This is a genomic window from Rhodoferax sp., from assembly GCF_018063565.1.
In the GTDB taxonomy this organism is placed as follows: Bacteria; Pseudomonadota; Gammaproteobacteria; order Burkholderiales; family Burkholderiaceae_C; genus Rhodoferax.
On record NZ_JAGPBB010000006.1, the window covers coordinates 57,575 to 77,460 of the forward strand.

Below are 19,886 nucleotides of genomic sequence, written 5' to 3' on the forward strand. Positions count from 1 at the left end.
GACCCAAGGCAAAAGGTCGCTGGGCACCTTTGACCCTGCGCCCGGCCAGGTGCTTAATTTGCGCCTGCGCTGGCCGTTTTGGCTCCTGTCGCGGCCCTGCCATCGGCGCGCTGGCGTGCATCGTTGTCAAGGGTGCGCTGCTTGCTTTGCATCACATGGTCCACCATGGCACGCCCTGCAGCCTCGACATCGCCCGAGGCAATGGCTTTGACTATCAGCTTGTGTTCGGCTAGAAAGGTCTTCATCAGCACCGTGTCGGTCAGGTTTTGCCGGCGAAAGAGCGACAACTCCTTGATCAGCTTGCGGTAGGTGTCGGTGAGCTTGCGGTTGCCAGTGATCTCGACCATGCGGTCGTGAAACTTCAGGTTCAACACATGGTATTGATGGGCATCCTGCGCCCTGACGGCGATCTCCATGTCGGCCACCAGCGTTTTGATTTCCTGAAGTTGCGCTGGCATGATGCTGGCCGCCAGGCGTTTTCCGACCCATTCGTCCATGGCGGCACGCAGGTCAAAAATTTCCAGCGCCTCGTCAATCGGAATGTCGCGCACGAAAACGCCACGGTTCTTTTCGGTGCGCACCAGCCCGGCTTCGTCGAGCATCAGAAATGCTTCACGAATCGGCCCACGCGACACACCAAGCTTTTCAGCCAGAGCCGCTTCATTAAGTTTGGCACCGGGCAGATACTCGCCTGACAAAATGGCGCGCTCAATTTCCTGTTGCACAACGACCGACAGTGAACTGTTCTGCAGCAGGGCGATGGTGGGGTGGATCGAAGCTGTCATGGTCAGATTTGATCACAAGCCGGGCTTCAGCTGGCAATACCCAGATCCTGCAACGCCAGCGCCACGGCGTGCACCGCCTGTTCCATGTCATGCGGACCGATGGCGCCAATGCAGCCGACCCGGAAGGTCTCGATCTGGGTCAGTTTGCCGGGGTAGAGCAAAAAGCCATGAGCACGCACCGCCGCATAAAACGACTTGAATTCGTAGTGGTGGTGGGTTGGCGCATGAAAAGTGACGATGATCGGTGACTGGAAGGTCGGGTCAAGAAACGGCTTGAAACCCAGGCGCGCCATGCCAGCCATCAGCGCCTCAAAATTGCGCGTATAACGCGCCAGCCGCGCCGGCTGCCCACCCTCGGCTTCAAATTGTGCAATCGCCTCGTGCAAGGCCACCACCACATGCGTGGGCGGGGTAAAGCGCCACTGCCCGGTCTTTTCCATGTAAACGTATTGGTCGTGCAGGTCCATGGCGAGTGATTGGCTCTGGCCGGCACAGCTGTCGAGCACCGCCTTGCGGATAAACACAAAGCCCATGCCTGGCACCCCCTCCAGGCATTTGCCGCTGGCGGCTATCAGCGCGTCAAAGCGGGTTTTGCGCGCGTCAATTTCCAGCGCACCAAAGGAACTCATCGCATCGACGATCAGGCCCTTGCCGTGCACGGCGCAAACATCGGCCACCGCTTGTAAGGGGTTCAGCACGCCGGCTCCGGTTTCGCAGTGGATCAGCACCACATGGGTGATCGAAGCGTCGGCCTTCAGGTGCTCCGCCAACACCGCGGCCGACACCGGCTGCGCCTCGTCAAAGTCGAGAACGGTGACGCGGCGCCCCATGAGCTGCGTCAGGCGCGCGGCGCGTTTGCAGTAGGCACCGTTGTCGAGCACCAGCACATGGCCATCCCGCGGCACCAGCGTGGCGACCGCGGCTTCAACGCTGAAGGTGCCACTCCCCTGCAGCGGCACCACCACATGGCTGTCGCTGCCGTGAATGATCTTGAGCAGGCTGGCGCGCACGCTGGCCGTGACGGCGTTGAAATCGGCGTCCCACGAACCCCAGTCTTTCAACATCGCCAGCTTGGTGCGCAGCGTGGTGGTCAGGGGGCCGGGGGTCAGCAGGATCTTGTCTCTGTCCATGGTTTTGGTCTCCAATTGTCAAACTCGCCAGGCCTGGGTGCGCCGATGCACCCACCAGGCCAGCATCATGAAAAACAGCGTCGCCAGCGTGCTGGCGACACCAATCAAAACGGCCATGGCTGCCGCTGCGCCCATTTCGCCCGCCTCATCGAGGTTCAGGATGGCGATGGACGCGACCTTGGTTTCCGGCGAGTACAGGAATACCACGGCAGAGATGGTGGTCATGGCATTGATAAAAAAGTAGCGCGCCATGTCCACCAGCGCCGGCGTGCACACCGGCAGCGTCACGCGCCAGAAAGTCTTGTAAAACGGTACCTTTAGCGAGGCGCTCACCGCTTCAAACTCGCTGTCCAGTGCCTTCAATGCCGTCACGGCGGTCAGATGACCGGTGGTGTAGAAGTGCACGATGGTGCACAGCGTCAGCAATGTTAGCGTGTGGTAGAGGCCATTCAAAGGGTTGGTTGTGGCATTGAAGAAAAAGATATAACCCAGGCCCAGCACCAGTCCCGGTACTGCCATCGGTACCACCGCTAGCAGACGCACCAGACCACGCAGACCATCCATGCCCTTGGTTTTTTCCAGCAGATAGGCGCCTACAAATACCAGCGCCGTGCCAAACAGCGCGGTGCCACCGGCCATCTTGATGCTGTTGAAAAAAGCCACACCGACTTCGGCATCGAGCAGCCCCAGGGTGTAATGGCGCAGGCTCGGCGTCAGGTTATACGGCCAGAAGGTGGCAAACGAGGCAAACACTGCCATGCCCAGCATGGCGAGCACCAGCAGCGCCATGCTGGCGCAAAACAGCGTCATCAGCCGGTCAAACACGGGCGATGGTTTGGCACGGTAAGGAATGGCGCGTGCCGTGAGCATGGCAGTCTGGCGCCGGCTGACATAGTTGTCGACACCAAAACTCAACACGGCCGGCGTCAGCAGCAGAATGGCCACCACTGCGCCCTTGGCAAAGTCCTGCTGGCCGATCACCAGCTTGAATACGTCAGTGGCGAGGACGTTGAAGTTGCCGCCAATCACCTTGGGAATGCCAAAGTCGGTGATCACCAGGGTGAAGGTCACCATGGCAGCAGAGATCAGCCCGTATTTGGCCCCTGGCAAGGTAATAGTGAAAAACTTGCGCATGGCAGTGGTGCCCATGGCGTCGGCGGCCTCGAACAGACGCGCATCTGACATCGACAAGGCTGTCACCAGAATCATCAGCGTGTGCGGAAACACCGCAATACACTCGGCCAGCACCACGCCGGGGGCACCGTAAATCTCATCAATGCCGATGCTTTGCAACCAGGCCTTGAGCACGCCCTGGTTGCCAAACCAGTAAATCAGCGAAATCGCTGACAGCAGTGAGGGTGCCAGCAGCGGCACCAGCGTGATGCCTCGAAACAGTGCCTTGTAGGGCATGCAAGAGCGGGTCAACGCGTAGGCAAAGGTAAACGCCAGCGGCAACACAATCAGCGTCACCAGCCCCGACACCCACAGACTGTTCCACAGGCTGCCCAGCAGCGCCGGGGTTTTGGCGTAAGCGACAAAATTGGCCAGCCAGACAAATTCTCCACTGTCAGACTGCAAGGCCTGAATCAGGATGGCGCCCAGTGGTAGCGCCAAAAAATACAACAAAATAATAGCTACCAGAGCAAGCAGGACATGCGCTAGACGGTCAATCCAGTGGTGATCCTGCTTGACCGGCGGCCTCTGCAGCACTGCGGCCATCAAAACACCTTCAGGCGCTCGGGCAGGAGCTTGAGGATGAGTGGCGAGCCCACCTGCAGCGACTGCTCGGACAAAAAGTTGAGCGACAGGTAGACCGTGAGTTTGTGGCTGCCCAGCATCGGTGAGCCCACATGCACATGGCAATACGAGCCCAGAAAGTCAATGCCTTCGATCTGCGACTCAAACACATGGGCATCACCCGGTGCAATCGGACGCGTCAGTACATCTTCGGGCCGCAAATAGACCTTGACGGTGCCATCCGCCCCTTCTGAAGGCAGGGCCATGCCACCAAGTTGCAGGCGACCGCCCACGCGCTGGGCCGGCAGCACATTGACCTTGCCGACAAAGTCCGCCACAAACGGTGAGGCCGGCTCACGGTAGACATCCAGCGGCGTACCGACCTGTTCGATCACGCCGTGGTTCATCACCACAATGCGGTCGGCCACACTCAGCGCCTCTTCCTGGTCGTGCGTCACCATGATGGTGGTCACGCCCAGCTTTTGCTGCAGGCCACGGATTTCCTGGCGCAGTCGCACGCGCTCCAGCGCGTCCAAAGCCGACAGGGGTTCATCGAGCAGCAACAGGCCTGGCGACGTGGCCAACGCGCGTGCCAGTGCGATGCGTTGTTGCTGGCCACCCGAGAGTTGGCCCGGAAACTTGGCCTCGCTGCCCGGCAGCCCGACCAGTTTGACCAGGTCGGTGACGCGCTGGCGCACCTCGGCGCGCGGCGCCTTGCGGTTCACCAGCCCATACGACACGTTGTCAAACACACTCAGATTGGGAAACAACGCGTAACTCTGGAACACGATGCCGTAGTCGCGCAGTGCCGGTGGCAGGCGCGAGATGTCACGCCCACCCTGAAAAATCTGACCCGAGGTCTGCACCTCCAGGCCAGCAATGATACGCAGCAAGGTGGTTTTGCCACAGCCGGATGGCCCCAGAAAACAGACAAACTCACTCTTTTGAATGACGAGGTTGATGTCTTGCAGGGCCGTGAAGCTGCCAAATTCCTTGCGGATGTGGCGCAGGTCGAGAAAAGGCATGGGAGGTGTCACGATCATCCAGAAATCAGTACGGTGGCCGCAAGTGCACCGGGCCACCCCAAACGCAACACGTCATCAACAGCGTGTGCTACTTCTTCTCGGTCTTGCCGTCGTAACGACGGGTCCACTCGGCCAGAATGCGCTCGCGCTGCTCGGCTGCGTAATTGAAGTCGAGCTTGACCAGACGCTGCTCGTAGTCCTTGGGCACATTGGCCAAAGGTGCAGCCACTCCAGGCTGCGCGGTGATGGCAAAGTTCTTGCCGTACAGCATCATCGCGTCCTTGCTGGAGGCCCAGTCGGCCAGTTTCTTGGCGGCGTCAAGTTTTTTCGTGCCCTTGTGGATGGCAAAGGCCTCCAGGTCCCAGCCCAGGCCTTCTTTCGGGAACACCAGGTCGATCGGTGCGCCCTTGGCCTTGTTGGCGTTGGCGCGGTACTCGAAAGAGATGCCCACCACAAACTCGCCACTGGCGGCCATGTTGCAGGGTTTGGAGCCCGAATGGGTGTATTGGGCGATATTGGCGTGCAGTCCGTCCATGTATTTCCAGCCACCACCCTTGCCGGCCTGATCGCCAAACAGAGTCAGCCAGGCGACCACATCAAAGTAGCCGGTACCGCTGGAGGCGGGGTTGGGCATGACGATCTGACCTTTATAGGCGGGCTTGGTCAGATCCTGCCAGCTTTCGGGCTTGGGGATGTTCTTTTTCTGCGCCTCGACCGTGTTGAAGCACACGGTGGCACCCCACACGTCCATGCCAAACCACGCCGGCGGTGCTTTCTTGTCGCGGTACTGGGCCATGATGGCGTCCAGATTGAGCGGCGCGTAGGGAATCAGCATGCCTTGCTTGTCCAACAGCGCCAGGCTGCTGGCGGCCACGCCCATCACCGCATCGGCTTGCGGGTTGGCCTTTTCGGCCAGCAGTTTGGCAGTGATGACGCCTGTCGAGTCACGCACCCATTTGATCTCGATATCGGGGTTGACCTTGTTGAAACCTTCCTGGTAGGCCTTGAGCTGGTCGGTCTCCAGCGCGGTATAAACCAGCAATTGGGTTTTCTGGGCGAAGGCAGTGCTGGTGGCGGCCAGTAAACCCGTCAAAGCAAGTAATTTGGCAATTCTGGACAAACGCATCAAAGGCTCCTAGTGGTAAAAGTGGCAATGCTGTGACCTGATCGTGACAGGGTGATGACAGAAATCTGCTGTGGTTTTAAAGCAAGTCCTGTACCACCGGCCCGGCATGATTTGACTGAGGATCGATATGTTTGTCAATTGTTATTTGTAAATTGTTGAGCATTTGTGATTTTGTGTTTCAATGTGCTGCATGAGCGAGCCCACCAACCGAACTCACCAGAACGCACCCTCGCAAAGCGAAGGTGATGTGAATTCTTCTCCCCGACGCAAAGCCTGGCAAGCAGGTGCGTTAGACGTGTCCGCACGCACCTTGCTGGTGCGCGACAGCGCAGCGTTTTTGCACCAGTCGGTTTCCACACCCTGCCTCAACGGCATTGCCAAAGCCCAGGGGATCTGGATAGAAGACACAGCCGGGCGACGCTACATGGATTTTCATGGCAACAACGTGCACCATGTAGGGTACGCCAACCCTCGGGTGATTTCTGCCATCAAGACGCAGCTCGATGCCTTGAGTTTTGCGCCGCGACGGTTTGCCAATGACCGGTCGGTGGAGTTGGCGGAGGTTTTGAATGCGCGCTTTCAATCCTTAACCGGCACACCCGGCAAAGTGTTGTTCACCACCGGTGGTTCGGACGCGGTGGAAGTCGCGATCAAACTGGCGCGTATTGCCACTGGTCGCTTCAAAACCCTGAGCTTCTGGGATTCGTTTCACGGTGCGGGGTTGGGCGCGTCGAGTGTGGGTGGCGAGTCACTGTTTCGCACGGGCCGCGCTGTAGGGCCGCTTTTGCCCGGCACCGAGCATGTGGCGCCGTTTGGCTGCTACCGCTGCGCATACGGCCACGCCGTCGACGCCCAGGGTCAGCCTGAACTCGCCAATTGCAAGCTGGCCTGCGCCAACATGGTGAGTTACGTGCTGGAGCGCGAAGGTGATGTTGCTGCGGTGATTGCCGAGCCAGCGCGCGCCGTTCCGTTCATACCACCGCCGGGTTATTGGGCGGCGGTTCGCGCGGCCTGCAACGCCCACGGCACACTACTGATCTTTGACGAAATACCGACCGGACTAGGCAAAACCGGGCGCTTTTTTGCTGCCGAGCATGATGGGGCTGCGCCTGACATCATGGTGCTCGGCAAAGCGCTGGGGGGCGGAGTGTTGCCAATTGCCGCCGTGATCGCCCGCGCCGAGCTGGATGTTGCGGGCGCTTACGCTTTTGGCCATTACACCCATGAGAAAAACCCGGTCACCGCTGCCGCCGCGCTGGCCACGCTGGAAGTCATCGCATCAGAGGACCTGGTCGAGAACGCTGCACGGGTGGGTGCTTATGCGCTGGAGCGCCTGCACGACCTGAAAGACCGGTACCCACTGATCGGCGATGTGCGCGGGCGCGGTTTGTTGATCGGCATTGAACTGGTGGCAGATCGTGTCGCCAAAACACCTGCTGGCGACGCCGCCGAGGCAGTGTTGTATGCCGCGATGTCGCGTGGCCTGTCGTTCAAGACCACCATGGGCAATGTGCTGACCTGGACACCGCCGCTGATCACCACCCGCGCGCAAATGGGCCAGGCGCTGGACATTCTGGAACAAAGCTTGCGTGAACTCACCCCACCATGACAATTCAGGCAACGCCCTATACACCCACTACCCAACGCCCGTTCTGGCTGGAGCAGGCCCTGTTTACCGACGGTGGGCTGGCACCGACCTTCCAAGGCGAACTGACGGCCGATGTGTGCATTGTCGGCGGCGGTTACACCGGCCTGTGGACGGCCATCCTGACCAAGCAGCAGAACCCGGCGCTCGACATTGCCATCTTGGAAGCCGACCTGTGCGGTGCCGGTGCCAGTGGTCGCAATGGCGGTTGCCTGCTGACCTGGTCGGCCAAGTTTTTGACCCTGCGCCGGCTGTTTGGCGAGGCCGAGGCAATCCGTTTGGTCAAAGCCTCTGAAGCGGCTGTGCAGCACATTGACGACTTTTGCCAGGCGCACGGCATTGACGCCGAGTTGCGCCACGACGGCACGCTTTACACGGCCACCAATAACGCGCAGGTCGGCACACTCGACCCGGTCATTTCGGCACTGCTAGCCTGTGGCATCGAATCCTACTTCCCGCTACCCCCTTCTGAGGTGGCGCTACGGTCCGGCTCTGCGAAGAATTTGGCCGGGGTGTTTTCACCGCATGCTGCCACGGTGCAGCCGGCCAAACTGGTGCGTGGCCTGCGCCGGGTGGCGTTGCAGATGGGCATTCGCATTTTCGAGCGCAGCCCCATGTTGGCCTTGACCCCAGGTCAGCCGGTGATGGTGCAGACACCCGGGGGCAGCCTCACAGCGGAAAAACTGGTGCTGGCCACCAACGCCTGGATGGCCAGCATGTTCTCGCAGTTCGAACGCAGTATTGCCATCGTTTCAAGTGACATGGTGATCACTGAAAAATGCCCGGAACTGCTGTTGGCATCTGGCCTGACCGACGGTGTCTCGGTGCTCGATTCACGCACCTTTGTCTATTACTACCGCAGCACCCCGGATGGTCGCCTGATGCTGGGCAAGGGCGGCAACACCTTTGCCTTTGGCGGGCGTATCTCACCGGTGTATGACCAGCGGTCAGCCTACGAGGTGTCGTTGACCCAGGCCACACGCGCGTTTTTCCCTTCGCTGGAGCAGGTGCCTATGACGGCGAGTTGGACCGGGCCCTCTGACCGTTCGGTGACAGGCTTTCCGTTCTTTGGCCGCCTGAATGCCGCACCGCATATTTTTTACGGCTTTGGTTATTCGGGCAGTGGCGTCGGTCCTTGTTACATGGGTGGACAAATCCTGTCGTCCCTGCTATTGGAGCAGGACAACGCCTGGACGCGCAGCCCGCTTACCCACGGCCCGCTAGGGCAGTTTCCGCCGGAGCCCATTCGTTACCTGGGCTCCAACCTGGTGCGCAACGCGATCCGGCGCAAGGAACGCGCCGAAGACGATGGCCGCACGCCCTGGCTGATTGACAAGTTGTTGAGCCAGTTCGCCAATGCGGCGGGAAAAGCTGACAAGGCCTGAGCCCACATGACACTGACCTGGCCGGTGGCCCTGGCGGTGCTGTTTGGCGCGCTATTGCACGCCAGTTGGAACGCGATGGTCAAATCCAGCACCGACAAGGAAATGGACACGGCCCTGATTCACATGATCGGCTCGCTGATGGCCATCCCTTTGGTGCTGCTGGTGGGCTGGCCACCACGCAGCGCGTGGCCTTTTCTGGCGGCGTCCATCACCATCCACATTGGGTACTACATTGCGCTGACGGGCGCTTATCGCCATGGCGAACTCGGACTGACCTACCCGCTGATGCGCGGCGTGGCGCCACTGTTGGTCGCACTATCCGCCAGCGTCACGCTGGGCGAGCAGCTCTCTGTGGTGGCCTGGCTGGGGGTGCTGGGCATCAGCCTGGGCGTGCTGGTGCTGGGTCTGAGCCAGCACGCTTTTGACGCGCCCAAGGCGGTGGCATTTGCTTTGGCCAATGCGGTCATCATTGCCATCTACACCGTTGTCGACGGGCTGGGCGTGCGGGCAGCCGGCAACACACTGACCACCACCTTGCAATATGTGGCGACCCTGTTCATGTTGGACGGTTGGCCGTTTGCGCTGATGATTCTGGCCCGGCGCGGTTCGGCGCTGCCACGTTACGCACAAGCGCGCTGGCCGTTGGCATCGGTCGGGGCACTGGCGTCGATGGGCTCCTACGGCATTGCCTTGTGGGCCATGACGCGCGCCCCCGTGGCCATGGTCGCGGCGCTGCGCGAGGTGTCGGTGCTGTTTGCGGTAGTGATTGGCAGTGTGGTTCTTGGGGAGGCACTCACAGCACGACGGATGATCGGTGCGCTGGTCATCATCTGCGGGGTGATGTTGCTTCGGTTGAGCGGTTGATACGCGGTAACCTTTTCGACATGCAGTGCGCCAGCAGCTTATTGATGTGCAGCAAAAACCTTTCATTTGAGCAACGGGACGCCACTCGGTTGATCTGAGTGACATCGAATCTCTCGACAGCTACACCTCCTTTGTCTGACAACCTTGACGTCTCGATGGATGCCACCACGTTGTCGGTCCTTTTTTTTGAGTTCGTCAATGCGTCGCAACGGCCACTGAGCTCCTTGAACTTTGGGTGCTGGAGCGCATCATTGAACTTGACGCATGCTGGCTACAGTATCGGATTATCAGAGTGGTTTTGGCGCCAGCGACCGCCTTTGGTTTCACACGCGAACTGTTTTTCCCGGCACGGTATTCCCCTGGGTAATGGGCTTTGGGTTGTCTCACAGGTGCAAAAAATGGTTTCTGAATATGCGGAATTCCGGTTAAGGTCCACTTCCTATGAAGTCCTATCCGCGCACCCCAGAATCACAAGAAGTTGAGCTCAAATTGAGTTTGCCTGGAGCCAACCCGACGGAGCTGGCCAAACGCCTTGGGAGCTTGCCTTTGCTTGCCGGGGGCAAGGCCACGAGACAGTCGCTACACAACATTTACTTCGACACCGCTGATCAGCATTTACGGCGGCAGAGGGCTGCTTTGCGTTTGCGGCGCATCGGTAGTGCTGTTCACCCGCAGTGGGTGCAAACCCTCAAGAGCAGCGCCGCGGATGAGTCGGCGCTGAGCCGTCGCGGCGAATGGGAGACTGCAGTCCCAAGCGCTCAACTGTCGCTACAGGCGCTGCAAAGTACGCCCTGGACCGAGATGGATCCAGACACTCGTCTGTTCGACAGCTTGGAGCCTTGTTTTGTGACAGATTTTCAGCGAACCAGCTGGCTGTTGACCCGCCCCGATGGCAGTGTGGTTGAACTGGCATTGGACATCGGACAAATTGAGGCCAATGGGCGACAAGCGTCCATTTGCGAAATTGAGCTTGAGCTGAAATCCGGTCAGGTAGGCGCACTGTTTGAAGTGGCTCAGCGCATTGCCATCACGGTGGCAGTTTTGCCTGCCAACCAGAGCAAAGCTGAACGCGGGTTTCTGTTGGCGCAAGATGGTCTGGATCAGCCAAAAGGGGCAAATCCGCCTCCTATCGGACAACATTTGAGCCAGACCGGGTTGGCGCAGCAAGTGCTGCGCGAAATGTTTGCCCAGTTCACTCACAACCTGAATGCGCTTCGCAGCAACGACGATCCGGAGCTTGTGCATCAGGCACGAGTTGGCTGGCGGCGCTTTAGGTCAGCCATGCGTTTATTCAAAAAACTGCCCCAAATGGCTAACGCACCTGTATGGCCTGAACTGGCGGCCTTGCTTTCTTTTTTGGGGGAGTTACGCAACCTTGAAGTGGCGCTGCTCGAGACTTTGCCACCCCTGGCCAATGGGTATTGTCGGGGCGATGAACAGCGCACCCAGTCATGGCAGGAGATGCTGACTTCGCTGAGGCATATGACTGACGTCCAGCGAAGGGTGGTGCGTGATACTCTGCAAGAGCCCGGCGTTGGCGTGAGTTTGTTGTTGATCAGTGAATGGCTGGAAAACCTGACGGTAACAGAAGACGTCGACCAGAAGACAACGAGCCTGTTGCGCCAATGGGCCAAGCGCCGCATATTGCGCCTCGATCATGGGCTGAAGCGGGCTCAACAGGCGACCGATACACCGGAGCAACAACATCGGGTTCGCATTCGAGCCAAGCGCCTGCGTTATGGGGTACAGGCACTGCACAACCTTTTGCCTGCGCGGTTCGCTAACAGATCCAGCGATAAGGCCGCCATCCTTCAAACTGCCATTGGCGTCAGGCGTGATCTCTTCCAGGCCAGCGTGTTGGTGGCGACGCTCAATCCCGACCACGGAATCGTCCAGTATTTGCTCGGCGTGGTGGTGGGGTCTTGCATGGCTGCCCAATTGACTTGACAGTGTCTCAATAGCTGGGCTTGGTCTTCCGCACTAGCTAACGGTTGATCGCACCCCTGTGGCACTGTCACAAAAATGCCATCAAGTCGCCATCAGCATGTCACGTAGCCCCGCCAACATCTCGCCATCAACACAAGGAGCGAGAAATGAGAGAGCTGCCCAATCCAACGTTTGCACTGTCCCCTTTGTCCCTGCCCAGGGGATTGCTTCACCGACCCGTTGAGTACTTTCAAAGCAACAGCCCGTCCCAGGCGGCGCCGATGGAGCGGGGTGCTCTGGTGGTTTCGTGGGCCAAACACCAGGACGAGGTCCGCCAGGTTCAGCGCCTGAGGTACCGGGTGTTTGCCGAGGAAATGGGTGCCCGGCTCAACAGCCCCGTCCCTGGCCACGACATCGACCTTTTTGACAACTACTGTGAACACCTTCTGGTGCGTGACCAGGCCAGTGCAGAAGTGGTCGGCACCTACCGTCTTTTGACACCGGTGCAAGCCAGGCGGGTGGGCAGCACCTATAGCGACCTCGAATTTGACCTGACACGGCTGCGTGGTCTGCGCGAACGCATGGTGGAGCTTGGGCGCAGCTGCGTGCACCCGGACTACCGCACCGGCGGGGTCATCATGGCACTGTGGGGTGCCCTGGCTGATTTCATGGTGCGCAACAAACTCGACACCATGATTGGCTGCGCCAGCATCCCCATGCTGCACAACGGCATCGCCAGCGGTGATGTGGCAGCCAGCATCTGGCAGCAACTTAAAGCCACCCATCTGGCATCCATCGAACATCAGGTGCGCCCGCGCTTGCCGCTGCCGGTGGATCAGCTTGATACGAGCCTGCAGGTTGAACCTCCCGCGCTGATCAAGGGCTATTTGCGATTGGGTGCCAGAATTTTGGGGGCTCCGGCGTGGGACCCGGACTTCAATACCGCCGATCTGCCCATGCTGATGCACATCAATGACCTTCCACCGCGCTATCGAAAGCACTTTCTTGGGGCCTGATGCAGACAGGCTATCAGAAGTACGGGGGGCCGGCGATCAACGGCATGCATCTGAGAGGGTCTGCTGATCGCGAGGTTCGCACTGGCTCGAGTCACCTGGCCGTTATTGGTCAGACCTCCGGACTGGAAGATTGCCTGGAGACGCTTGGCTTCGGCGCCTGGCCAATCTGGCAAACTTGTATGACAAATACCGTTATTAGCCCTTATAAAATAATGTTTTGTAGTTATATTTAATGTAGCTAAATCTTCCAAAGTAGCTCGGGCGACTGAACGGCGACCAGCACACTGTGCGTCAGTGTTTCGCGGTGCCGGTGGCGCAGCCACCAGACTGAGCCTTTTTTGACCGCACACTCGGGTGACTTGAGCTCAATCAGCCGCGCGATGGTTTGCCCCAGTGTGGGCTGGTGGCCTACCACCAGCACTGTGCCTTTGGCATCAGGCCACTGCACCAACTCGAGCAATTGAGCCATTTGCCCGTCAGGTGACAGCTCGTGCCGAATCTTGAATTTGCGCCCCAAGGCGTTGGCGGTCTGTTCACAGCGCCGTGCCGGACTGACAAAAATGCGGGTGTTGGCGGGCAACTGGCGGTCCAGCCACGCGGCCATCCGAGCAGCCTGCTTTCCACCACGGGTCGTCAGGCACCGTGACAGGTCGTCGCAGCCTTTCGTCCATTCCTGAGCCTCGGCATGGCGCCACAAAACCAGATCCATGGTGTTGGCCTTTTCTTGATTCTAAAGTTGTAAGCTGAATTTAAAGATGATGGCGTTGGTGGCACCACGTCATGCGCGTTGGCGCTCTTTGATTTTCAGTCAAAACAGAAACAAATCAACGCGGTGAGAGATCGCTTGAAAGGCCCGCTGCGGCACAGCGTGCTCCTAAAGAAGTCCGATTGCGTCCACGAACACATGAAACAGTTGTTCAACAATGGTTGGATGTAAAGATATGGATTCAATCGCAGCACATCGGTGTTTGAATCACTCTCATCCGGCATTCGCCTGGATACTTTTCGCGCTTGCTCGTCAACGCCGGACCCCCGGGTGTTTTTTTGTATCGTCGTGGGTATTGCACTTGGGCAAGTTCTGCGGGGTGTTTTTCAGACCAGTGGCCGGATGGAACTGGCCAACGTCAATTTGACGGTAGGTCTGCTGATCTGGGTGATCATCATCCCGATACTGGTCAAGGTGGATTTTGGTGCATTGCATGAGGTGCGTCAGCATATCAAAGGCGTCGGCGTCACGCTTTTTGTCAGCTGGTTGGTCAAACCGATTTGGATGGCCGTTGGAGCTGTACATCGTGATTCCTGACATGCTGGCGCAATGGTTACGCATAACATTGTTGGCTAACGGGCAGGTCACTTTTGACGCGACCATGGCACGGATTGGTCCCTGGCCCATTACCGCGTTGCTGGCCACACTGGTGCTATTGTTTGCCTCCCAGGGCGAGGCGACTCTGAAACAACTGCTGGTCATTGCCTTGTTGGTGGTGCCGATGCTGAGTTAAGTATTTCTTAACTCAGCATCGGCGTACTGGCTGAACCGAGTGGTGGGCGAGAGGCACAACATGGCTTGCCCATCGGCGCTGATTGGCTCCTACAACTTTCTTGAGCTGGCCGTAGCAGCCGCCATCAGGCTGTTTGGCTTCGACTCCGGGGCGGGGCTTGCAACGGTGGTTGAGGGTATTGATCGGGGTGCTGGTAATGCTGCTGGCGGGCAACATCGTCAATCGCAGCAAGGGTTGGTACGAGCGGTTATAGCCTGTTGTTAACGCAAACCAAGGCCGCTTCTTCAGTTTGGCTGCGGGTTCACACCAAGGTTGACACGCCCCCAACCCAACATTACCCCAATTTGATGCCGGTGGCCTCGGCTGTGAGGTAGCCCACCGCCGCACCAAAACGGTCCTTGTAGTTGGCGCGCACCAGTGGGTCCAGGGTGGCCTGCACCTTGCCGTGCAACTTGGGGTTCCAGTCGCCCGGATGCTGGAAATTGCTGGTGATGTACATCCAGCCATTCAGATCATCCACCACACCCAGTCCAGTCGCCTCGGCGCCGGATGGCATCGACATCAGGCGGCTGAGCTGCCTGGTGTCCACGTTGTAGGCCCAGACAAAGTTGTTCACATGGGTGCCGCTGTCTTCACCAATGAAGAGTGTGCGCAGCTTTTCCGAGAACTTCAGGTTGTCAGGGTTGGATACCTTGTCGGGATTGGCCAGGTTGCCCAGCGCATCGGGGGCGATGTCCTCACCCATCAACAGGGCGCGCATGACCGTCGGTACCCATTCGCTCTTGATCGCACTGCCGCTCTGATCGACTTGCCCGCCTGTCATGGGCAATGCCATCACACCGCCAGCCACCAGCGCCTTGTCCAGCGCAATGCCGCTGGCCGCGTTCCAGCCCTTGCCCGTCTTGACCATCGAGTCCTGAATATTTTGCAGCGCAGAGTAAGCCACCTTGTCCTTGATGTTGACGGTGGTGCCTTCCATTTTCGAGAAGCCCATGCTGCCGCCCATCAGGTAAGCGTAGCGGTGGGTTTCCAGGAAAGCCGCCGCCTTTTCCATACCAGGCATCAACTTGATCCAGTTGGCCGCGCCGTTGTAGAACACCTTGGTAAAGCTGGTGTCATTGGGGTCTGCCTTGAGTACCGTCATGATGTCGGATGGCTTGAGCTTGCTGGCCATCTTTTCGATCTCGGCGCTGGTGGCATGACCCAGCTTGATCCAGGAGAGCCTGGCACCCGCATCCCCTGGGTTGATGGAAAAGCCGCTGCCCAACTTGGCCACATACAGGGTACCGGCGGACAGGGTTTTTTCTTTGTCCGCCACAAACATGAACAAACCGCTGTTGGTGTAGTCGTCACCCATCAACACGGTCCGGTTATCGGGCATGACTTGCACCAGTTCGTGCGAGATACGCCCCATGCAATAGTGCTTGACCAAGGTCCCGGTGCCGTCCGGGTTGACGGTCACTTCTGGCATATGACCGTAGTGGTAGGGGTTGGCCACAGAGGCATCTCCAAAGGTGTTCTTGCTAAAGGCTTTGAAGACCTTGTTGTCGGCCACAAACGGAGCATCCGGCTCGTACTCTTCACTCGACAGGTGGGTGTTCCAGGGCGACAGGCTTGAGCCGCAGGTGATCCACAGACCCTGGGCTTCGGAGGTATCCACACTGTGGTATTTGACCAATGTCAGGGCACCAGTGGTCTGATTCTGATCCAGCGTCAGCACAGCAATCGGTGAAGGCAGCGTGCCATAGGTATCAGCGCCACCCTGATCTGCATTGGCGTACTCAAACTGCACCACGGCAAATACCGCCTTGCCCTTGATGCCCGCCACCTTTGGGTGATCAAGCTTCAACAAGGAGGTGCCGTCCGGGCAATCGGAGAAAAACTGTCGCTCCGTGCCCGGCACCGATTTGTCAATGATCGGACGATTCAGGATGTCCACATAACCGCCCGCCAGGACCGTGCCGCCCTTGCCGTCTGGCACGCGGTCACCCGTGATGAAAAAAGGCTGGTAGGCCAGCTTGTATGCGCGGGTGCTGCCGTCTTGCAGTGTGACTTGCAGGCTGGAGGCGACAGTGGTCGTTGCCATGGCCGCCGGGTTGGACAGACTCGGGGCAGCCATGGGAGCAAAGACTGCAGATGAAAAGGGTGCTGATGCGATTGACGCGCTGGTGCCGGGGGCAGCTGGGGTAGCGCAGCCCGAAAGCAGCGAGCTGACCGAGAGGGCACCCAGAGGCAGCATGGGCGCAGCCGCAATCAATTTGAGGGCGGAACGGCGAGACGATGGGTTTGTATGCGACATGGATGAATTTGTTTGAGGTTGATGGATGAATCAAGCCCCATCGTACGGACCTGTTATGACAGATTTGTGAAGATTCCCGGTTGCCTGCCATCCCCGAGGGCACCCACTCCAGATTTTGCCGGCCATGAGAGATCGTCGGCGAGGCGGATCAACGTGATTCGCGTTTGTCGCTGTATCACCCAACTGAGAAGTTTCAGTCGGAGGCTGGAGACGGTCTTTTCAAAAACTCACACCATTGCCGGCTGGCAGATACCCGTCAACACACCCGATTGCGACCGGTCGACTTGGCTCGGTAGAGCGCCGAGTCCGCGTGCGACAACAGGGATTCCGCCGACGATTCAGCCGAGGGAATGCACGACGCCACGCCCAGGCTGATGGTCACCACCGGTTTGATCGGTGATGTCGGGTGGGCGATGGCCAATGCCTCGCAGGCGGCACGTATGCTCTCGGCCATGGCCTTTGCCTCGGTCTCGTTTGCCCCTGGCATCAAGAAGACCATTTCTTCGCCACCGTACCGGGCCGCCAAGTCACCCGCACGCCCAGCGGCCCGCAGGAATACAGCGGCGACTGCTGCCAGACAATGGTCTCCCTCCTGGTGGCCAAGCGCATCGTTGTAGAGCTTGAAATTGTCGATGTCTGCCATGATCAAAGCCAGCGATGTCTCAGAGCGGCAGGCTCTTCGCCATTCTTCATCCAGTGCGTCGTTGAATCGACGTCGGTTGGCCAAGCCTGTCAAGGCGTCCACAAACGAGAGCCGGGACAAGTGTTCGTTTGCCAGCCTCAGCTCATCTGTCCGCAGTGCCACCAGGCGCTCCATCTCATCATGACGGGCGCGCAGACTTTGTGTTCGCAACCTGAACACTGCCGCAAGAGTGATCGCACCCAGTACCAAGGCAAACAGCCTGAACCAAAGTGTCTGATGGAAATGCGGTTTTACGGTGACCGTTAGCCGATCGTCGGCTTCGCTCCAACGCAGCCCATCGAGGGACGCGGCAAGCACGAAGCGGTAGCTGCCATGAGGGAGGCTCGCAAAAGAGACCTCCCGATTGGAACCTGCATCGACCCACTGCGTTGTAATGCCTTCCAACTGGTAGCGGAAGCGCACACGATCGGAGTTGAGCAGTGTCATCGCGGTGAATCGAAGGGTCAGGGGTGTCGATCCTGGCGGCAACACAACTTCGTCTCCCGCGGGATGGCTCACACCATTGAGCACCACGTTCTCCAGACGCGCCACGGGTGGCGGGCCAGAGTTGGGCAAATTCAGAGGGTCGACAATAACCAGGCCTTTGTTGGACGGCAACCACAGATGGCCCTGACGGTCGACGGCACCGGCAGGTTTGACGCCCCCAGCAAACAGCGTGCTGCGCAATGCATCCCCAGGGCCAAACGCCATTGATTCAATCTTCTGCAGGCGCCGTTCGGCAAAGGCAATCAGGTCTGCGCGCGCCACCCGGTAGAAGCCTCGGTTGGAGGTCATCCAGAGGTGCCCAGTGCCGTCTTCGAGGATGGTTTGCGCGATGCCGTCCCATAGCCCGTCAGCTGGGCGAATGCTGACCAGTTCATCGCCACGCAGTCGGTTCATACCCTCGCCATTGGTGCCGATCCACAGGTTGGCGTCAGCGTCTTCGTAGAGGGCCATGATCCAGTTTGAAAGCAGGCCATCGGCTGTTGTCAGGGTAAGGAAACTGCCGTTGCGCAAGCGAAACAACCCCTGACCGGAGGTGCCAAACCAAAGTGTGCCGTTGCGGTCCTCCAGAATGGACGAGGTGACGTCGCGCGGGGCACCCACGTCACGCACGACGACGAAGCCATTGCCATTGAAACGGGCCAGTCCCGCCTGAGTGCCCGCCCAAACCACGCCGCGACTGTCCTGGTACAACACGCGGACATCTACCGATGGCAGCCCGTGCGCTACGCCATAGATTTGGATCTTTCCCTGATGTAGTCGTGCGACGCCTCCGGTGTAGCTACCCACCCACAATGAACCTTCCCGGTCTTCGAGAAGGCATGACAACTCGTCTGAGGGCAAGCCGTTCTTGTAGTTCAAGGTGGTGATTCTCCCGGCTTCGATGCGATTGAGTCCACCACCCGCCGTTGCTACCCAGGTCACGTCATTGCGGTCGTGCAGCACGGTTCGGACGTTATCGTGGGACAGGCCTTCAGGTGTGCCCAAGGCGTCAAAAGACCGTTTGCTCAGACGATTCAACCCACCAACCCAGGTGCCGATCCAAACACTACCCTCACGGTCAGCCAGGATCGACCAGATATGGTCTCCGGCGAGCCCCCCCTTGGTAGAAAGCGTACTGAATCTTCCGCCGTTCATTCGGCTGATACCTGCACCCCAGGTGCCGATCCATAGCGACCCCTGGCTGTCACGCGACAGGGAGGTAAGCTGATCCGTCGGAAGTCCATCTGCAATGGTGTAATTTGTGATCTTGCCCCGACTGATATGGACCAGACCTGCGCCTGCGGTGGTTGCCCAGATGCTGCCATCGGGGTCAGCCAAGACGGAGCGCACCTGCAAATGAGGAAAGCCGTTCTCTGGGTTCAGTACTCGAAAGTTGCCTTGCTCCAATGAAACCAGTCCGCCACCCGAAGTGGCGATCCAAAGCACGCCGGCGCGGTCAAAAGCCAGCGACCTCAGGCGTTTGGTCGGTAATCCGTCCTTTTGTTGGTACAGCCGGGTGACACCATCGGCCCAATGTACGAGACCATTTTCGGTCGCCGACCAAACTGACCCGTCGGATGCTTGGGCAAACGCATAGACTCGTTGTCCGGCCGTCACGTCGCTGGAAAATGCCGGTTGAAACACCCCGTGGTGATAACGGACCGCGCCTTTATTGTGACCAATCCAGAGGGTTTTTTCCTTGTCTTCCATCAGGCCAAAAATGCCCATTGAGGCCACCTCCGGCACTTCGGCTGCTTCGAACGTGGTGAACCGTTTTCCGTCAAACCGGGCCAGTCCCCGCGCGGTACCGAGCCAAAGATATCCATCCTGGGTTTGGAGCACCACGTGCACCAGATCCATTGGCAAACCTTGTTCAATTCGCCAGCTGTCCACCCGGTACTGACTCAGGGCCTTGGTTTCACTGGTGGGAGCCAGGTGATCAATCGGCCCGGACTCCCCGGCCAGGGCCGATGTCATGAACAGGATACCGGCGAGCCAAAAAAGTAAGCCCTTCAGCCACCTGGCCTTTGGTGTGCCGGTGCAGGTGCAAGGCGTCTCATGGTGGTTTTGAAGTGTCCGCCGCATGTGCCGCTATTGTCCACACTATTTCCGGTTTTCCATTTCCGGTTTTCCATTTCATTTTGTTGGTGGATGAACGTAAGCAAGCGGCAAAGGCATCTTGCACCGAGTCAAAATTCTTAAGACGATCGTGTCCACTTCAAAACAGGTGGACACATGCACACTTCAAGATCAGAAATTCAAATGCCGATGGCCGGACGGC

The 19,886-nt window shown here is 58.8% G+C and carries 13 protein-coding genes and 2 pseudogenes; 7 read left to right on the plus strand and 8 right to left on the minus strand.

The features are described from left to right. Nucleotides 1-53 precede the first annotated feature (53 nt). From KBF66_RS02855 to KBF66_RS02875, 5 genes are all read right to left on the minus strand, one after another. Entirely contained in the window at nucleotides 54-785 is a 732-nt protein-coding gene (locus tag KBF66_RS02855; RefSeq protein WP_296651914.1) for a phosphonate utilization associated transcriptional regulator, read from the minus strand. Between the two features lie 26 nt (nucleotides 786-811). Then, a complete protein-coding gene (locus KBF66_RS02860) occupies nucleotides 812-1,915 on the minus strand; it encodes a 2-aminoethylphosphonate--pyruvate transaminase (RefSeq protein WP_296651917.1) in 1,104 nt (367 codons plus the stop codon). An 18-nt stretch (nucleotides 1,916-1,933) separates the two neighbouring features. Continuing rightward, entirely contained in the window at nucleotides 1,934-3,634 is a 1,701-nt protein-coding gene (locus KBF66_RS02865; protein ID WP_296651920.1) for a putative 2-aminoethylphosphonate ABC transporter permease subunit, read from the minus strand. Then, nucleotides 3,634-4,677 (minus strand): putative 2-aminoethylphosphonate ABC transporter ATP-binding protein, encoded by a 1,044-nt coding sequence (locus tag KBF66_RS02870; RefSeq protein ID WP_296651924.1) that lies wholly within the window; start codon nucleotides 4,675-4,677, stop codon nucleotides 3,634-3,636. The genes KBF66_RS02865 and KBF66_RS02870 overlap by 1 nt, the downstream gene beginning before the upstream one ends. An 88-nt stretch (nucleotides 4,678-4,765) precedes the next feature. After that, complete coding sequence (locus KBF66_RS02875) at nucleotides 4,766-5,803, minus strand: putative 2-aminoethylphosphonate ABC transporter substrate-binding protein (RefSeq protein ID WP_296651927.1); 1,038 nt, start codon at nucleotides 5,801-5,803, stop codon at nucleotides 4,766-4,768. A 190-nt stretch (nucleotides 5,804-5,993) separates the two neighbouring features. Here KBF66_RS02875 and KBF66_RS02880 point away from each other — a divergent pair, with 190 nt between their 5' ends. From KBF66_RS02880 to KBF66_RS02905, 6 genes and pseudogenes are all read left to right on the plus strand, one after another. Then, on the plus strand, nucleotides 5,994-7,412 hold the full coding sequence (locus KBF66_RS02880) for an aspartate aminotransferase family protein (RefSeq protein WP_296651930.1): 1,419 nt from the start codon (nucleotides 5,994-5,996) through the stop codon (nucleotides 7,410-7,412). Beyond that, nucleotides 7,409-8,833: an FAD-dependent oxidoreductase gene (locus KBF66_RS02885; protein ID WP_296651933.1), complete on the plus strand. Its 1,425-nt coding sequence runs from the start codon at nucleotides 7,409-7,411 to the stop codon at nucleotides 8,831-8,833. The genes KBF66_RS02880 and KBF66_RS02885 overlap by 4 nt, the downstream gene beginning before the upstream one ends. 6 nt (nucleotides 8,834-8,839) lie before the next feature. Then, a complete protein-coding gene (locus KBF66_RS02890) occupies nucleotides 8,840-9,697 on the plus strand; it encodes an EamA family transporter (protein WP_296651936.1) in 858 nt (285 codons plus the stop codon). 441 nt (nucleotides 9,698-10,138) lie between these two features. After that, nucleotides 10,139-10,759 (plus strand): annotated as a pseudogene (locus tag KBF66_RS02895) (CYTH domain-containing protein); the annotation flags it as partial. 78 nt (nucleotides 10,760-10,837) lie between these two features. After that, nucleotides 10,838-11,644: a CHAD domain-containing protein gene (locus tag KBF66_RS02900; protein WP_296651958.1), complete on the plus strand. Its 807-nt coding sequence runs from the start codon at nucleotides 10,838-10,840 to the stop codon at nucleotides 11,642-11,644. 146 nt (nucleotides 11,645-11,790) lie between these two features. Beyond that, nucleotides 11,791-12,639 (plus strand): GNAT family N-acyltransferase, encoded by an 849-nt coding sequence (locus KBF66_RS02905; protein ID WP_296651939.1) that lies wholly within the window; start codon nucleotides 11,791-11,793, stop codon nucleotides 12,637-12,639. A gap of 238 nt (nucleotides 12,640-12,877) precedes the next feature. Here the strand turns inward: KBF66_RS02905 and sixA are convergent, their stop codons facing one another. After that, entirely contained in the window at nucleotides 12,878-13,348 is a 471-nt protein-coding gene (sixA, locus tag KBF66_RS02910) for a phosphohistidine phosphatase SixA (protein ID WP_296651942.1), read from the minus strand. Between the two features lie 279 nt (nucleotides 13,349-13,627). Here sixA and KBF66_RS02915 point away from each other — a divergent pair. Then, nucleotides 13,628-14,391, plus strand: a pseudogene (locus KBF66_RS02915) (hypothetical protein). Nucleotides 14,392-14,472: 81 nt separating this feature from the next. Here the strand turns inward: KBF66_RS02915 and KBF66_RS02920 are convergent. Together KBF66_RS02920 and KBF66_RS02925 are read right to left on the minus strand one after the other, a co-directional pair. Beyond that, complete coding sequence (locus tag KBF66_RS02920) at nucleotides 14,473-16,437, minus strand: alkaline phosphatase PhoX (protein WP_296651945.1); 1,965 nt, start codon at nucleotides 16,435-16,437, stop codon at nucleotides 14,473-14,475. 256 nt (nucleotides 16,438-16,693) lie between these two features. Next, nucleotides 16,694-19,582 carry a two-component regulator propeller domain-containing protein gene (locus tag KBF66_RS02925; RefSeq protein ID WP_296651948.1) on the minus strand — a complete coding sequence of 963 codons (2,889 nt, stop codon included), beginning with the start codon at nucleotides 19,580-19,582 and terminating at the stop codon, nucleotides 16,694-16,696. Between the last annotated feature and the right edge of the window lie 304 nt (nucleotides 19,583-19,886).

Bases quoted from the DNA above. Each gene is read 5' to 3' on its own strand.
- KBF66_RS02855 (WP_296651914.1), bottom strand. From the start codon at position 785: ATGACAGCTTCGATCCACCCCACCATCGCCCTGCTGCAGAACAGTTCA.
- KBF66_RS02860 (WP_296651917.1), bottom strand. From the start codon at position 1,915: ATGGACAGAGACAAGATCCTGCTGACCCCCGGCCCCCTGACCACCACG.
- KBF66_RS02865 (WP_296651920.1), bottom strand. From the start codon at position 3,634: ATGGCCGCAGTGCTGCAGAGGCCGCCGGTCAAGCAGGATCACCACTGG.
- KBF66_RS02870 (WP_296651924.1), bottom strand. From the start codon at position 4,677: ATGCCTTTTCTCGACCTGCGCCACATCCGCAAGGAATTTGGCAGCTTC.
- KBF66_RS02875 (WP_296651927.1), bottom strand. From the start codon at position 5,803: ATGCGTTTGTCCAGAATTGCCAAATTACTTGCTTTGACGGGTTTACTG.
- KBF66_RS02880 (WP_296651930.1), top strand. From the start codon at position 5,994: ATGAGCGAGCCCACCAACCGAACTCACCAGAACGCACCCTCGCAAAGC.
- KBF66_RS02885 (WP_296651933.1), top strand. From the start codon at position 7,409: ATGACAATTCAGGCAACGCCCTATACACCCACTACCCAACGCCCGTTC.
- KBF66_RS02890 (WP_296651936.1), top strand. From the start codon at position 8,840: ATGACACTGACCTGGCCGGTGGCCCTGGCGGTGCTGTTTGGCGCGCTA.
- KBF66_RS02905 (WP_296651939.1), top strand. From the start codon at position 11,791: ATGAGAGAGCTGCCCAATCCAACGTTTGCACTGTCCCCTTTGTCCCTG.
- sixA (WP_296651942.1), bottom strand. From the start codon at position 13,348: ATGGATCTGGTTTTGTGGCGCCATGCCGAGGCTCAGGAATGGACGAAA.
- KBF66_RS02920 (WP_296651945.1), bottom strand. From the start codon at position 16,437: ATGTCGCATACAAACCCATCGTCTCGCCGTTCCGCCCTCAAATTGATT.
- KBF66_RS02925 (WP_296651948.1), bottom strand. From the start codon at position 19,582: ATGACATCGGCCCTGGCCGGGGAGTCCGGGCCGATTGATCACCTGGCT.